Source organism: Kitasatospora sp. NPDC053308 (genome assembly GCF_055585785.1).
The window spans coordinates 380,344-394,564 of sequence record NZ_JBVJJY010000003.1; the positions used below are offsets into that span (position 1 = coordinate 380,344).

The following is a 14,221-nucleotide window of genomic DNA, read 5'->3' on the forward strand; positions in this document are numbered from 1 at the left end:
GGAGCGGGCTGTGGCCTGCGGACGGTCCCCGGAGGGCCGCGGACAGCTGACAGGTAACAGATGACAGATGACAGATTTCGAAATCTGTCATCTGTCATCTGTTACCTGTCAGCTGTCATCCGTCACTCGTCGGCCGTCACAGGTAGTGGAAGCCCGGGCGGGGGTGCATCAGGAACTCGTGGTGCGAGATGTTCCAGGCGTAGGCGCCGGCCATGGCGAACAGCACACGGTCCGAGGCCCGCAGCCCGCTCGCGCCGTCGGCCGCGCGGGCGAGGACGTCCTTCGGGGTGCAGAGCTGTCCGGCCAGGGTGGCCCGGCCGGTGGTGACGACGGGGCGCGGCCACGGGTACGGCCAGGCGTCCACCGGGAGCACCTCGAAGGGCTGGGAGTGGCCCCGGGTCGCCGGGGTGCGCAGGTGGTGGGTGCCGCCGCGGACCACGGCGAAGTCCTCGCCGTGGCTCTGCTTCACGTCCAGCACCTCGGTCGCGTACCAGCCGCAGTAGGCGGTCAGCGCGCGGCCCGGCTCGATCCGCAGGATGAGGCCCGGGTGGGCGTCGAGTAGCTTGGCCAGGCCCTCGCCGAAGGCCGTCCAGTCGAAGCGCGCCGACGGGTCCTCGTAGTCCACGGCCATGCCGCCGCCGATGTTGACCTCGGCCAGCGGGAAGCCGTGCCGCTCGGCGAGCGCGCCCGACCAGGCGACGATCTGCGCGGCGACCGACAGCTGCTCCTCCGCCGCGAGGCCACTCGCCAGGTGGGCGTGCACGCCGCGCAGGCGCAGCTGCCGTCCCAGCGGGCCGTCGGTGAGCGCGCGGACGCACTCCCCGGCCTGGTCCGGGTCGAGGCCGAAGGGCGTCGGCCGTCCGCCCATCGCGAGCGGCACCGCGTCGAGGGCGTCCGTGGTGACCGCCAGGTTGACCCGCAGCAGCACGTCCACGACCGTGCCCGGCCGGTCCGCGAGCACCGCGGCGAGCCGGTGCAGCTCCTGCTCGCTCTCCACGTGCCAGCGGTGCACCCCGGCCTCCACCGCGGCGGCGATCTCGGCCGGGGTCTTGCCCGGTCCGCCGAAGGCCAGCGGGGCGTCCGGCACGGCGGCCCGGACGTGCGCCAACTCACCGCCGCTGGAGACCTCGTAGCCGTCGACCGCGGCGCGCAGCGCGGTGAGCAGCGGCGCCTCCGGGTTGGCCTTGGCGGCGTAGTACAGCTCGACCCGCTCGGGCAGGGCGGCCCGGACGGCCGCCGCGTGCTCGCGCAGCGCGGCCAGGTCGTAGACGTAGACGGGCAGTTCGTCCGGCGCGAGGGCGGCGACGTGGGCGCGGACGCGCTCGGTGGCGTGCCCGAGGCCCTGGTGGAGCCCCTGGTGGCGGTCGCGGCGGAGGTCGCGGTGGTGGGTGTCGGTCATCGGGCGGTGCTCCCGGCGGGAAGGCGGACGGGCATGCGGGCGGCCTCGGCGAGGACGGAGCCGGCCAGCGGGGAGGGCAGTCGGACGTACCCGGCCTCGCGGTCGGCCTTGCGCTCCCAGCGGGTCAGCAGGTTGGCCTTGGCGGGCAGCGGGACTCCGGCGAGCAGGGCGCGCAGCCGGGGCGGGCAGCCGTGGCCCGCCGCGTACTCCTCCAGGGTGTCCCGGACGGCCTGCCAGAGCGCGCACTCCAGCTCCGGGTGGCGGTCGGCGAGGGCGGCGAGGAGTTCGGAGACGTGGTTGACCAGCAGGCAGTAGACCACCCGGTCCCAGCCGCGCTCGGCGTCGTACGTCATCGGCCCGGCCACCTCGGGCGGGAGGGCGGCGAGGATGGACTCGTTGTGCTCGGGGACGAGCTTGGTGCCTTCGAGGTCGCGGAAGAGCACCTGGACGGGGTGGCCGCCGGCGTCCACGCCGATGAGCACGTTCTGCAGGTGCGGCTCCAGCACCACGCCGTGGTCGAAGTAGGCGGCGAGCACCGGCGGGAGGAGCAGCCTCAGGTAGGCGCGCCACCAGTCGAGCGCCGCGTTCCCCGGGTCGCCGTCCGAACCGGCTTCCAACAGCCGGGAGATGTGGGCGGAGCTGGTCGGGTGCTCGTCGGCGACGGCGGCGGCGAGCAGCGGGGTGACGCCGGGGCGCAAAACCTCGCCGAAGCCCTCGCGGACGATCAGGCCGAAGCCCTCGTACAGGGCCCGGTCAGGCCGTCCGTCGGCGCCGGGCAGGGCGAGGGTGCGGAAGGCCGGTTCGCGCAGCATCGCGGCGTCGGGGAAGCGCCGGGCGAGGTCGGCCAGGGCGGGGGCGAGCAGCCGGGTGAGGGCGACGGCGCCGGTGAGCTCGTACGCGGCGTTCTTGCGCAGGCAGTTGGTGATGCGGACGTTGAGGCTGAACTTGAGGAAGGCGTCGGCGCCGTGCAGGGTGCGCACCGAGGCGGTGGCGGTGAACCGTTCGCCGCGCGGGCCGAGGTCGAGGACGTCGCCCCGGGCCATGGCGTCGCGCAACAGCGGATGGTCGCCGATGAGTTCGTACTGCCACGGGTGGACGGGCAGCAGCCGGTAGCCGTCCGGCACCTCGCCGAGGCCGTCCAGCAGGGCGCTGACGCTGCCGTCCAGCGACTCCTCGGCCAGCAGCTCGGTGCGGACGGCGAAGTGCCGCAGAGGGAAGGCCGCTCGGGACTCCGGGGCGTACCGGCGCCAGTCGCCGCGGGCGGCGGAACGGGACTTGGGGGCGGGGTGGAAGCGGTGGCCGAACAGCAGGGCCTGCTCGGACTCCAGGTAGCGGTCGATGCCGGGGCCCGGGCGGTGTTCCAGCCCCTGGCGGACGCCCTCGTGGCTGGAGGCCACCTGGTCGAGGAACTCCTCGTTGACGGTGCCGGTGCGCAGCTCCAGCTCGTCCTGGACGTACTCGGCCAGCTCCTGCCAGCCCGACTCGTGCCAGTCGCCGTCCCGTTCGACCTCCACCGGTCCGCTGAAGCGGTGTGCGCCGAGCAGCGAGGTGCGGCGCAGGGCGACCCGCAGCAGGGCGCCGCGGCGGGGCAGGCGCAGCAGGAGACGGCCGTCGTCGGCGGCGGTCTGGTGCTCCGGCGCGGAGACCTCGCGCAGCAGGCAGTTCAGCAGGGTGTGGGCCACGGCCTCGTCGGCGGTGGGCAGTTCGTGGTTCATCGGTTCGCGACCCATCGGTTCACGGGTGTCGGTGGTGCGGGCCGTCCGCCCGTCAGTCGGTCGCCGGGCGGTCGGCTGCCGGGTGGTCGCGCGCTGGGCGGTCGTGCCCTGGGCGGTCGGTTGCCGGGCGGCCGTGTGCTCGTCGGTCGCGGGCTGGGCGGCGGTCATCTGCTCGGCGGTCATCGGCGACTCCAGCGCTGGCGGAGGGACGGGAGAGTGAGGACGGTGGCCGCGACGGCGGCCAGCAGGGCGGCGGCGGTGCCGGCCACCACCGGGGCGGCGGCGCCGAATCGCCCGTTGGCCAGCGCGGCGACGGCGCCGGCGGCGACGGCGCCACCCTTGGAGACGAGTTCGAGGGTGCCGAACATCCGGCCGGGCGGGCGGCCCTTGGCGGCCCCGGCGGCGAGCACGGCGAGGCACACGAGTCCGAGCGTGAGCCCGGCCCCGAGCAGCAGCCGGACGGCGATGAACACGGGCAGCGAGTACGCGACGGCGTGTCCGGCCAGGCCGAGTGCGACGAAGCCGAAGCCGAGGGCTATCCCGGTGTGCGGGCGGGAGTCGAACAGGGTGTGGACGCGGGCCGCGAGCACCAGGTAGCACAGGTGCGGCAGGGCGAAGAGCACACCGGTGGTGGTGCCGTCCACGCCGGGCAGACGCTGCTCGGCGAGGGCGATGAGGTACGGGAAGGAGATCACCGTCGCGAAGACGAAGGCGAACTCGAAGACGTAGAGCGTCAGGAGGGAGGCCCCGGCGGTCGGCGCGGCCACCCGGCCCGAGGCCGTCGCGGGGGGCTCGGGGCTGGCCGGTTCGGGCAGCAGCGAGAGGAACACCGCCGCGGCGAGGGGGAGTACGGCCATCACCAGGTACTGGCGGTGCGGATCGATCCACGGGGAGAGCGCCCCGACCAGGATCGGCGCGGCCACCAGGGCGGCCCGGGCGCTGCCCTGCATCAGGGTGAGCGCGCGGGAGAGCCGGGAGCCGTCCAGCGCGGCCGCGAGGTAGCCGTTGGTGGCGGCGAAGGTGCCGCCGAGGAAGCCCTGGAGGACCAGCGCGAGCGTGAAGGCGGGCAGGCTGTTCGCCGCTCCGGCCAGCAGGAAGGAGACGGTGAGCCCGAGTTGGGCGCGCAGCAGCAGCCGCTTGCGGCCGAAGCGGTCGGCCAGCCGGCCCCACAGCGGTGCGCCGAGCGCGCTGAACACCGTCGGAACGATGTACAGCACGCCGGCCCACCGGGCCTGCGGGTCGCCGAGGCCGGGCAGGATCGCGGTCAGGTACGGCGGCAGCCCGAGCGCGGCGAAGGAAGCGACGAAGTAGCAGGCCGCGACGGCGTGCACCTGGCGGCGGCCGAGCCCGTCGGAGCGCGCGGCCGAGGGCGGCGACTGCTGCGGCAGGGTCTCCACGGTCATCGGACGGTCCCGTCGGTGCGCAGGGCGTCGGGGCTGGTGCGGTCGGCGGGGGTGCGCTCCGGGGCTTCGCCGCGCTGGGGGGCGCGGCCGGGCCCGGTGGCGTGGCCGGACTCCTGGGCGTGGCCGCGCAGGTAGTTGGGCCCGCTGGTGTAGTGCTTGTTGATGTCGGCCGCGCCCGAGCGCTGCTTGCTGAGCAGCGTGCCGGCGGTGACCATGGCCTTGACCGGCAGCCGCTCGGCGTCCAGCAGCGCGGCCCGCAGCGGCTCGCCCACCGGGCCGAGCCGTTCCACGGCCTCCGCCGTCCTCTTGCGCAACAGGGCGAGGGCGTCGGAGAGTTCGGCCCGGCCCTGGGCCGCGAGGCCGAAGGCCAACGCGCCGGTGCACAGGTGGCCGGTGATGGTGGCGAACAGGTCGATGAGCGCCCGGTCGTCCTCGCCGAAGATCCGCGGGTCGTCGAAGTCGCCTGCGGCGGGGGCGAGTTCGCCGAGGGCCGCGGCCATCCGGGCGGTGTGCACGCGCGGGCCGTCGTCGTCCTTGTACAGCAGCCGCAGGCCGTCCCGGTCGAGCACCAGGGAGGTGTTCTGCTGGTGCGACTCCAGGGCGATGCCGTAGCCGAACAGCGTGGCCTGCCAGTCCAGCAGCAGTTCCAGCACGGCGTCGTAGCAGGCGAGGACGTCGCCGCCGTGGTAGCGGTCGGCGAGGTGCTCGATGACCGGGCGGCCGTCGGGGGCGGGGGCCAGCAGGGCGGCCAGCGGGACGGTCGTCGCCTGCTCCAGCCCGGCCGGGTAGCGGCGCAGCAGGACGGCCAGCAGTTCGTGTCCGGCGTGCGCCCAGGTCTGCTCGTCGGCGTGCAGGATCCGGCCGGCGAACCGCGGCTCGTGTTCCAGCACGGCCTCGATCAGCCGCTGGCCGGCGGCGCCGTCGAGCAGCGTGCCGGGCTTGATGGTGCGGCGGTTGAGACGGCCCAGGGTGGCGGTGGCGAGCGGGAGTTTGAGGTGGCAGACCGGGTCGTCGGCGACGGCGACGGTGCGCATGGAGAGGGTCGGCACGACCGTCAGGTACGGACGCTCGGCGAGCACCGCGCGGCCGGCCAGGCCGGTGGCCGCCAGGGCCTCGTCCAGCGGGGCGCCGACGGTCAGCGGGTGGACCGGCAGGGTTGTCCAGCCGTCGCCCGGGCACTGGTCGGCGAGGCCGAGCCGGTCGGGGGTGGGCCACCAGTCGGGCAGCGGCCGCTCGCCGTGGACGGTCAGCGCGTCGGTCGGCACGGCCAGCCAGCGCAGTTTGAAGGCTGGGTGGAACTCGGGTGCGTAGGCGCGCAGTTGGGGCTCGGTGAGTCCGGACCGACCGCGCGCGGTCGGGTAGACCGGGTGGTCGAGGTAGGCGGCCAGGGTGTCGTGACCGAGGGCGGCGGCGAGGCCGGTCCAGTCGGCCGGGTCGGCGCCGTAGCGGTCGGTCAGCCGCTCGTGCACCCCGGCGCGGGCGCGCTCGTGCAGCTCCATGGTGGCCAGGGTCTGCCGGCACTCCTCGGCGAAGGCCGCCCAGCCGGGCCGGTCCTCCTCCTCGGCGAGTTCGGCGAGTGCGGCCACGACGGTGTCCGGGCCGGTGACGGTCCGCCCGTCCAGTTCCAGCAGCGGCAGCCGGGCGGCGTACTCGCACTGGAAGCCCTCCGGGGCCACCGGCAGGGCCAGGCGCAGCCCGGCGACGGTCAGCCAGGGGCCGTCCGGACGGTCCTCGACGGTGCCGAGGGTGCGCAGAGCGAGGACGTCCTCGCGCAGCAGGGCGGACAGCACTCGCAGGGTGAGCTGCTCGGCGGCGGTGAGCGCGGCGACGCCCGTGGTGCCGTCGGGCCGGGCCTCGGTGGATGCGGGTCGGTCTCCGGCGGTCACGGGGTGATCTCCCAGCGGTTGGCGGCGAGGAAGCGGGCGACGGAGGCGTCGACCGCGTCCTGGTCGGTGCCGACGGCCCAGATGACGCCCAGGTAGTCGCGGTTGGTGCGGTAGTGCTCGTGGCGTTCGCCGATCGGGCGCAGCGGGCGGTAGGCGAGCCGGACGCCGTCGCGCTCCTCGTCGTACGGGCCCGGGGCGGCGGTGAGGACACCGGCGCGGTCCGCGCAGACCACCTCGTTGCGGGCCCGGCGGGGGGTGGCGGCGCAGCGCTCGGCCAGGTCGGCGGGCAGCTCGCGGCCCAGGTGGACGCCGAGGATCAGCTCGAACAGGGGTATGCCGAGGATCTCGGCGAGCATCAGGTCGCACTGGTCCCCGATGGCGCGGTAGTTGACCTCGATGATGCGGGCGCGGCCGTCCGGCTGGAGGACGAACTCGGTGTGGCAGGCGCCGAATCCGACGCCGAGCGCGTCGAGTTGGGCGAGCACCTGGTCGACCACCGGCTGCGGGTGGGCGGGGACGAAGGTGAGCACTTCCTCGATGAAGTCCGGCGGCGGGGAGAGCCGGGTGCGGAACCCGCCGAGGACGTGGCGTCGCCGACCGTCGCCGAGGGTCTCCAGGGTGTGCAGCCCGCCGTCCAGGAACTCCTCCACCACCAGGGTGGCGCCCGCCCTGCGGTGCTGGATCTCCTTGCAGCGCTGGGCGAGTTCGGCAGCGTCGGTGACCAGGGTGACGTCCTCGCTGGCCACCCCCTCGCGGGGCTTGACCACGCACGGGAAGGGCGGGTCCAGCTCGGCCGGGTCCTGGCCGGGGGCCAACTCGGCAGACCAGACGGTGTCCTGGCCGGTCAGCGCGAGGTGGCGGCGCAGCTGGCCCTTGTCCTTGGCGCGCAGGGCGGCCCGCCAGTCCTTGGCCGGGAGGCCGAAGTACTCGGCGGCCAGGGCGGTTTGGGTCTGCAAGTGGTCGCTGTTGCTGAACACCGCGTCGGGCGCGTGGTCGGCGCCGGCCAGGGCACGGCGGGAGATCAGGCTGACGACGGCGCGGAAGTCGCGCACGTCGCACTCCAGGACCTCGGGCGCGGTGAAGGGGAGCGCGGTGTAAGCCCGTCGGTGGGGTTCGGCGTGGTCGGTGAGGACGGTGACGTCGAGTCCGAGTCTGGCGGCCGCGGGCAGGAAACCGGCGGTGACCGAGTCGGTGGGGTTCAGGGCGAGCAGGTAGAGCCGCATGGGGAGGGGTCCTCTGAGGGGTGCGGAGGAGGGTGGGCGAACGGACGACAGCGGACGGCGGACAGATGACAACTTTCGAAATCTGTTATCTGTTATCTGTCATCTGTCGGCTGTCATCTGAAATCCGTCAGCTGTCATCGGTCAGCTGGGATCCGTCAGCCGTCGGTCGGCATCCGTCGGCTGTCGTCCGTTCGCCGGTGTGCGCGGGACGACTACTTGGGCGCGTCCACGCCCGCGGCCTTGGCGATGTCGACGAGCATCGCGTCGGCGGCCTGGACGCCGATGCCGGACATCCAGGTCTCGTCCGGGACGTTGAACACCTTGTTGTTCTTGACGGCGTTCAGGCCCTGCCAGACCGGCGTCTGCTGGACCTCGCTCTCCTTGGTCTTGCTCGGGTCGTCGGCGGTGGTGACGAAGACCAGGTCGGCGTCGGCCTGGTTGATCTGCTCGGAGCTGACCTCGACGATGTTCTGGTCCACGTCCTGAGAGGCCGGGCGCGCCAGGCCGACGTCCTTGAGCACCACGCCGCTGTAGGAGGACTTGGCGTACAGGCGGGTCGGGCCGGCCACGAAGCGGACCACCGACGCGGTCGGCATGGTGCCGTTGTACTTGGCCTTGATCTCCTCGCCCAGCTTCTTCGCCCGGGCCTCGTAGTCGGCCAGCGCCTTCTTCGCCTCGTCCTCCTTGCCGAGCGCCTGGGCGTACAGCGCCAGGTTGTCCTTCCACGGGAAGCCGGTGGTCTCGGCCAGCACGGTCGGGGCGATCGCGTTCAGCTGGGAGTAGACCTTGGCGTGCCGGACCTTGGAGGAGAGGATCAGGTCGGGCTTGAGGGAGGCGATCAGTTCCAGGTTCGGCTCGTTCATCGGGCCGACGTCCTTGGTGTCCTTGATCTTGTCCTTGAGGTAGTTCGGGAACCCGCCCTCGGTCTTCATGTGCGGGGACACGGCGCCGACCGGGGTGATGCCGAGCAGCGTGACGTCGTCCAGCTCACCGCTGTCCAGGACGACGACGCGCTGCGGCCGGCTCTTGAGCTCGGCGGTGCCGGCGGCGTGCTTGACGCTGCGGGGGAACCCGGCGGCGGTGCCTGCCGAGGCGGAGGACGCGGAGTCGCCGCCCGACGTGGCACCGCCGCCGTTGCTGCCGCAGGCGGCGAGCAGGGTGGTCGAGAGGGCGACGGCGAGGACGGCGACGGGGAGTCGGCGGTTCATCAGGGGTTCCTTGGATCGGGTCGAACAGGGGGACGGGAAAGGGAGGTTCAGACGGCGGCGGACGCCGGTCCGGACGCGGCGGCAGTGGCACGAGCACCGGCGGCAGCGCCCCGTACCCGCGCCCGCGCCCGCGGCACGACCAGCGGCGTGCCGGTCTCCGGATCGGGCACGACCCGGCACGGCACCTGGAAGACGGACTCCACCAGCTCCGCCGTCAGCACCTCCGACGGCGGGCCGGCGGCCGCGAGCCGTCCGTCCTTGAGCACCACCAGGTGGTCGGCGTACCGGGCGGCCTGCCCGAGGTCGTGGAGCACCATGACGACGGTGCGCCCGGCCTCGGCGTGCAGGTCGGCGACCAGGTCGAGCACGTCGAGCTGGTGGCGCAGGTCCAGGAAGGTGGTCGGCTCGTCGAGCAGCAGCAGGTCGGTCTCCTGGGCGAGGGCGAGCGCGATCCAGACCCGCTGGCGCTGCCCGCCGGAGAGCCGGTCGACCTGCCGGTCGCGCAGTTCGGCGGTGCCGGTGCGCTCCAGCGCCTCCTCGACGGCGGCTTGGTCGGCCTTGGACCACGGGCTGAGCATCCGCTGGTGCGGGTACCGCCCGAGCCTGACCAGCGCCTCGACGGTGACGGCCTCCGGCGTGACGGGCTGCTGCGGCAGCAGGCCCATCCGCTTGGCGAGGGCTCGGGCGGGCATCCGGTGGATGTCCGCGCCGTCCAGGGTGACGGTGCCGGCGGCCGGATCTAGCAGCCGGACGAGCCCGCGCAGCAGCGTCGACTTGCCGCAGGCGTTGGGCCCGACGATCGCGGTGACGGCGTTGCCGGGCAGTTCGAGGTCGAGCCCGTCGACGATGGTCCGGTCGCCGTAGCGCAGGCCGAGTCCGTGGGCGGCCAGCCGGTTCGTCGTCCCGGCCGGGCTGGCGACAGAGCTCTGGACGGAGGTCATCAGCTGCTCCTCTGGGGAAGCCGGCCCTGGCGGATCATCAGCACCAGGAGCCAGGGGGCGCCGAGGGTGGCGGTGACGGCACCGACCGGCAGGCCGTGGACGGGGATCACGTGGAGCACCAGGAGATCGGCGGAGAGCAGCAGCACGGCGCCGGTGAGCGCGGTGAGGCCGAGGGTGCCGAGGGTGGGCGGCCCGGCGAGCAGCCGGACCAGGTGCGGGACGGCGAGCGCGACGAAGGCGACCGGTCCGGTGAGGGCGGCGGCGAGCGAGGCGAGGGTGATGGTGAGCAGCAGCAGCCAGAGCCGGTCGCGGGCCGGGGTGAGGCCGAGGCCGCCCGCCGAGTCGTCGCCGAGGTCGAGCACGGCGACCCGCCGCTGGCAGAGCAGTACGCCGACGGCGGTGATCGCGATGGCGCTGCCGCCGATCCACACCTCGGTCCAGTTGCGGCCGTAGAGCGAGCCGGTGGTCCACTGCAGCGCGGAGGAGGCCAGCTCGGCCGGGAACCGTACGATCATCAGGTTCACCGCGGCGGCCAGGCCCTGCTGCACCGCCAGGCCGACCAGCACCAGCCGGGTGACGGCCATCTTGGAACGCCAGGCGAAGCCGCCGAGCAGCAGCGCCGCGAGCAGTCCGCCGCCGACCGCGGCCAGCGGGACCAGCTGCTGCGAGGCGCCGGTGGCGAGCATCAGGACCGCGCCGAAGGAGGCGCCGCCGGTGATGCCGATGGTGTCGGGGGCGGCCAGCGGGTTGCGGAACAGTCGCTGCAGCATCGAGCCGGCCATCGCCAGTCCGGCGCCCGCGATCAGCGCGGAGACTACGCGCGGCGCGCGGAACTGCTGCACCACCAGGACGTTGCCGGGCTCGCCCTGTCCGACGAGCGCGCGCAGCGCGTCCCACAGGGGGATGCCGACCTGCCCGGTGCCGAGCGCGATCCCGGTCAGCAGCACCAGCAGGGCGGCGGCGACCAGCGACCAGACGGCGGTACGGGTCCGGCGGCGGGCGAGCGCCCGGGCAGGAACGGTGAGGGCGCTCACTTCGCCACCTTCCGGGCCAGCACCGCGAGCAGCGGCGCGCCGAGGAAGGCGGTCACGATGCCGACCTCGATCTCGGACGGGCGGACCACCAGCCGACCGAGTACGTCGGCGGTGAGCAGCAGCAGCGGCCCGGCGATCAGGCAGCCGGGCAGCAGCCAGCGGTGGTCGTTGCCGAGCAGCGGGCGGACCAGGTGGGGCGCGGCCAGTCCGATGAACGCCACCGGTCCGGCGACAGCCACCGCGCCGCCCGCGAGCAGGACGACGGCGAGTCCGCCGACCACCCGGATCCGGGCCACCGGCACGCCCAGTGCCTGCGCGGTCTCGTCGCCGAGCGCCAGCGCGTTGAGGGCGGGTGAGATGGCGAGGGCACCGATCAGGCCGAGCGCCAGGAAGGGCAGGACGGGGGTGAGGGTGTCCAGGTGCCGTCCGCCGATCGAGCCGGCCAGCCAGAACCGGGCCTCGTCCAGGGTGCGGTGGCTGGCCAGCATCAGCGCCGAGGTCCAGGACGTGAGCACCACGGTGAGCACGGTGCCGCCGAGCGCGAGCCGGACCGGGTCGAGGTCACCGCCGCGCCGCGACATCGCGTACGCGGCGACGGCGGCGACGGCCGCGCCGAGGAAGGCGAACCAGACGTACTCGACGGAGCGGGAGAGGCCCAGTGCGTAGATCGCGGCGACCACGGCGAGGCTGGCGCCCGCGTTGATGCCGAGGGTGATCGGGGAGGCCAGCGGATTGCGGGTGACACCCTGGGCGACGGCGCCCGCCACGCCGAGCGCGGCTCCGACGGCCAGCCCGATGAGCGTGCGCGGCACCCGAAGGCCTGTCACCACGTCGGCGTCGGCGCCGTGGGCGGCGCCGGTGAGGGCGTCGACGACGGTCGACAACGGGACGGGTCGGGAGCCCAGGGCCAGGCTCAGGGCCGCGCACAGCACGAGCGCGCACACGCCGGCGATCAGCAGCAGGGGCCGCCGGACCGCAGAGGGGCGTGACGTCGCCGGGGCCGTGGGGGCCGGCGGATCGGTTCTCAACACGAGTCGAGATCTTAGGTTAGGTTTACCTAAGTTCGTCAAGCTTGGGCGGGTTGGCCCGGTTGAGCGGGTTGGGCCGGATGGTCCGAATGGGTCGATCGGGCGGCTTGGTCCGATGGGTCGGCGTGCGGGTCGGTGCGCGTGTCAGCGCGCCGACCGGATGCGCCGGCCGGGCGTGCTGACCCGGCCTGTCGGCCGGGTGCGCGATCGAGCGTGTCGACCGAGCGCGCCGATCCTCGGGGTCGTGCCATCGGGGTCGTGCGTGGTCGCCGGGCGGCATGAGTCATTGTAAGGTGAGCCTCACCTTAATCGATCATACGGAATCGATCCCGGGAGTGTCGATGGTTCACGGAACACCCATGTCCGTCGCGCCTCGCGGAGCCCTGCCCGTCGCGGAGTCCTCCGCCCTGGCCGGGGACTACCGGCGCCTCCTGGAGCTGTGTCCGGTGCTGGACCTGCGCCTGCTCGACACCGCCGAACCGCGCCCGTCCGCCGCCGACGGCTGGTACTCCGGAGCCGAACTCGCCGTCGACGAGCGGGCGCTGGCCGCCGTCCTGGCCGGCGAGGAGGCCCGCATCGCCGCCGAGCACGGCCGCGCCCCGCGGCTGCACGTCACCGCCTCCCGGTTGCTCCACCACTACGTCTGGTCGGCCTGCCTGATCGTCGCCGGTCCTTGGCACCTGGCCCGCCGGGTCCCCGTCGTCGATCCGGCCGACCTCTGGCTGCACGCGCCCACCGGCGCGCTCGCGCTGCGCCCGCGCGGGTACGTCACGCTGCCCGGCGACGACGAGCTGCGCGCCGAACTGCGGGCCGCGGTGGTCGCGCACGTCGAGCCGGTGCTGGCGGCGTTCGCCGGTCCCACCCGTCGCCGCGACCGCGCGCTCTGGGGCATGGTCACGGACGACCTCGCCTCCGCGATCTGGTACCTCGGCCGGATGCTCGACGAGGCGGACCCCGCGGGGCACACCGACGGCGTCGGCCCCACCGCCCCGGCTGCCCCTGCCGCCTCCGCCCGCGCCGCCGTTGCCGAGGGCGCCCTTGCCGAGGGCGCCGTCGTCGAGGGGGGCGTCGTCGCGGAGCGTGCCACCGCCGCGCAGGACGCCGCCGTCGCCGCGGCCGAGGCCGTGCTGCCCGGTGGGACCCAACCGCTGCCAGGCGCCGCCGACTTCCGCCGCCTGCACACCCCCGACGGGCGCGCCCACCACACCCGCACCCGGCTCGGCTGCTGCCTCTACTACGCGGTCGCGCCGGCGGCCGCCGCCTGTCTGACCTGCCCGCGGACCTCCGACGAGGAGCGGCTGCGCCGGCTCTGACGGGCCGTCCACGGGCCGCCTCCAGCCCGTCCACGGGTCGTCCACGGGCCGTACCGGGTACCGCGGCCCCCGGCGTTCGCCGTCAGTGGCGTCGGCTACGGTTGACGGCATGATCGATTCCACCGTGCGGGTCCGGATCGCCCGCCCCTCGCGCGACCTCGCGGCGGCCGAGCGCTTCTACGTCGCCGGCCTCGGCCTCGACGTGCTGTGGCGCAGTACCGAGCGGGTCTCCGGCAAGCACGACCTGCTGATGGTCGGCCCGACCGGCGGCGCCTGGCACTTCGAGCTCACGCACGACCCGGAGCGGCCGCTGGAGCCCACCCCGACGGTGGAGGACCTGTTCGTCGTCTACCTCGGCACGCCGGTGGACGACGCCCTGGTCGCCCGTCTGGAGGCGGCCGGCGGCACCCGGGTCACGGCCCACAACCCGTACTGGGACGAGTACGGCGTGACGGTCGCCGACCCGGACGGCTACCGGCTGGTGCTCTGCTCGCGCACCTGGGAGGCCTGACCGACCGGTCCCGTTCCGCCGCCGTCGGCCGTCCCGTCGGTCATCCCGTCGGTCGTCCCGTCGACCGGGCCGTCGGCCCTCTTGCCGGTCGCTGCGCCGGTCGTCCCGTCCGCCGTCCCGTCCACCGTTCCGCCAGTCGTCCCGTTCGCGGTCCCGTCGGCCGAGTCGTCGCCGCGAGTCGCGCCGCCGCGGGTCCCGTCGCGCGGAGCTCGGTCACGCGGCGCCCGGTCGCGCACGTCCCCGTCGGCCGTGGTGCGCAGCACCGCCACGCCCCGGTCCAGGTCCACCCCGAAGTGCGGTGGCGAGCCGGCCTGCGCGTCGTCCCGCAGCGCGAGCTGCTCCTTCTTCTGCTCGACCTGGATCCGTTTGCCCGGACTGAACAGCGCGTGCAGTTCCTCCAGTCCGCCGGCGCCCAGCCCGACCCCGGGCCCGCGCTGCCGCGGACGCGGTGACGCCTCGTCCCGGATCTGCCACACGGCCAGGACGGCCAGTCCCAGCACCGCCGCCACCGCTGCCGCCACACCCACGATCAACCCCATGCCCGCTCAACGCCGCGCCGC

12 protein-coding genes are annotated in these 14,221 nt (G+C 74.4%); 2 read left to right on the forward strand and 10 right to left on the reverse strand.

What is annotated here, in order from left to right; all coding sequences use genetic code 11:
- Positions 1-136: 136 nt before the first annotated feature.
- The 9 genes from ACZ6Y7_RS09645 to ACZ6Y7_RS09685 form a co-directional block, all read right to left on the reverse strand.
- The gene (locus ACZ6Y7_RS09645; RefSeq protein WP_465757300.1) at positions 137-1,399 is read right to left on the reverse strand and encodes a type III PLP-dependent enzyme; all 1,263 of its coding nucleotides are present in this window, start codon (positions 1,397-1,399) and stop codon (positions 137-139) included.
- Positions 1,396-3,129, reverse strand: coding sequence for an IucA/IucC family protein (locus ACZ6Y7_RS09650; RefSeq protein WP_465757507.1), 1,734 nt, complete (start codon positions 3,127-3,129; stop codon positions 1,396-1,398). The genes ACZ6Y7_RS09645 and ACZ6Y7_RS09650 overlap by 4 nt, the downstream gene beginning before the upstream one ends.
- Before the next feature lie 164 nt (positions 3,130-3,293).
- Positions 3,294-4,517, reverse strand: a complete 1,224-nt coding sequence (locus ACZ6Y7_RS09655; protein ID WP_465757301.1) for an MFS transporter — start codon at positions 4,515-4,517, stop codon at positions 3,294-3,296.
- Entirely contained in the window at positions 4,514-6,403 is a 1,890-nt protein-coding gene (locus ACZ6Y7_RS09660) for an IucA/IucC family protein (RefSeq protein WP_465757302.1), read from the reverse strand. Before ACZ6Y7_RS09660 ends, ACZ6Y7_RS09655 begins: the two co-directional genes overlap by 4 nt.
- Complete coding sequence (locus ACZ6Y7_RS09665; RefSeq protein WP_465757303.1) at positions 6,400-7,626, reverse strand: ATP-grasp domain-containing protein; 1,227 nt, start codon at positions 7,624-7,626, stop codon at positions 6,400-6,402. Before ACZ6Y7_RS09665 ends, ACZ6Y7_RS09660 begins: the two co-directional genes overlap by 4 nt.
- A gap of 212 nt (positions 7,627-7,838) precedes the next feature.
- On the reverse strand, positions 7,839-8,834 hold the full coding sequence (locus ACZ6Y7_RS09670; protein ID WP_465757304.1) for an ABC transporter substrate-binding protein: 996 nt from the start codon (positions 8,832-8,834) through the stop codon (positions 7,839-7,841).
- Between the two features lie 47 nt (positions 8,835-8,881).
- Complete coding sequence (locus ACZ6Y7_RS09675) at positions 8,882-9,775, reverse strand: ABC transporter ATP-binding protein (RefSeq protein ID WP_465757305.1); 894 nt, start codon at positions 9,773-9,775, stop codon at positions 8,882-8,884.
- The gene (locus ACZ6Y7_RS09680) at positions 9,775-10,809 is read right to left on the reverse strand and encodes a FecCD family ABC transporter permease (protein WP_465757306.1); all 1,035 of its coding nucleotides are present in this window, start codon (positions 10,807-10,809) and stop codon (positions 9,775-9,777) included. The genes ACZ6Y7_RS09675 and ACZ6Y7_RS09680 overlap by 1 nt, the downstream gene beginning before the upstream one ends.
- Positions 10,806-11,762, reverse strand: a complete 957-nt coding sequence (locus ACZ6Y7_RS09685) for a FecCD family ABC transporter permease (protein WP_465757508.1) — start codon at positions 11,760-11,762, stop codon at positions 10,806-10,808. The genes ACZ6Y7_RS09680 and ACZ6Y7_RS09685 overlap by 4 nt, the downstream gene beginning before the upstream one ends.
- Before the next feature lie 434 nt (positions 11,763-12,196).
- Here ACZ6Y7_RS09685 and ACZ6Y7_RS09690 point away from each other — a divergent pair, with 434 nt between their 5' ends.
- The gene (locus ACZ6Y7_RS09690; protein WP_465757307.1) at positions 12,197-13,150 is read left to right on the forward strand and encodes a (2Fe-2S)-binding protein; all 954 of its coding nucleotides are present in this window, start codon (positions 12,197-12,199) and stop codon (positions 13,148-13,150) included.
- Positions 13,151-13,259: 109 nt separating this feature from the next.
- A complete protein-coding gene (locus tag ACZ6Y7_RS09695) occupies positions 13,260-13,661 on the forward strand; it encodes a VOC family protein (RefSeq protein ID WP_465757308.1) in 402 nt (133 codons plus the stop codon).
- Here the strand turns inward: ACZ6Y7_RS09695 and ACZ6Y7_RS09700 are convergent.
- On the reverse strand, positions 13,622-14,200 hold the full coding sequence (locus ACZ6Y7_RS09700) for a DUF6191 domain-containing protein (protein ID WP_465757309.1): 579 nt from the start codon (positions 14,198-14,200) through the stop codon (positions 13,622-13,624). The genes ACZ6Y7_RS09695 and ACZ6Y7_RS09700 overlap by 40 nt on opposite strands.
- Positions 14,201-14,221: the final 21 nt, after the last annotated feature.

Coding starts and splice junctions, on each gene's coding strand:
- ACZ6Y7_RS09665 (WP_465757303.1), bottom strand. CDS start 7,626: ATGCGGCTCTACCTGCTCGCCCTGAACCCCACCGACTCGGTCACCGCC.
- ACZ6Y7_RS09650 (WP_465757507.1), bottom strand. CDS start 3,129: ATGGGTCGCGAACCGATGAACCACGAACTGCCCACCGCCGACGAGGCC.
- ACZ6Y7_RS09655 (WP_465757301.1), bottom strand. CDS start 4,517: ATGACCGTGGAGACCCTGCCGCAGCAGTCGCCGCCCTCGGCCGCGCGC.
- ACZ6Y7_RS09670 (WP_465757304.1), bottom strand. CDS start 8,834: ATGAACCGCCGACTCCCCGTCGCCGTCCTCGCCGTCGCCCTCTCGACC.
- ACZ6Y7_RS09700 (WP_465757309.1), bottom strand. CDS start 14,200: ATGGGGTTGATCGTGGGTGTGGCGGCAGCGGTGGCGGCGGTGCTGGGA.
- ACZ6Y7_RS09690 (WP_465757307.1), top strand. CDS start 12,197: ATGTCCGTCGCGCCTCGCGGAGCCCTGCCCGTCGCGGAGTCCTCCGCC.
- ACZ6Y7_RS09675 (WP_465757305.1), bottom strand. CDS start 9,775: ATGACCTCCGTCCAGAGCTCTGTCGCCAGCCCGGCCGGGACGACGAAC.
- ACZ6Y7_RS09645 (WP_465757300.1), bottom strand. CDS start 1,399: ATGACCGACACCCACCACCGCGACCTCCGCCGCGACCGCCACCAGGGG.
- ACZ6Y7_RS09695 (WP_465757308.1), top strand. CDS start 13,260: ATGATCGATTCCACCGTGCGGGTCCGGATCGCCCGCCCCTCGCGCGAC.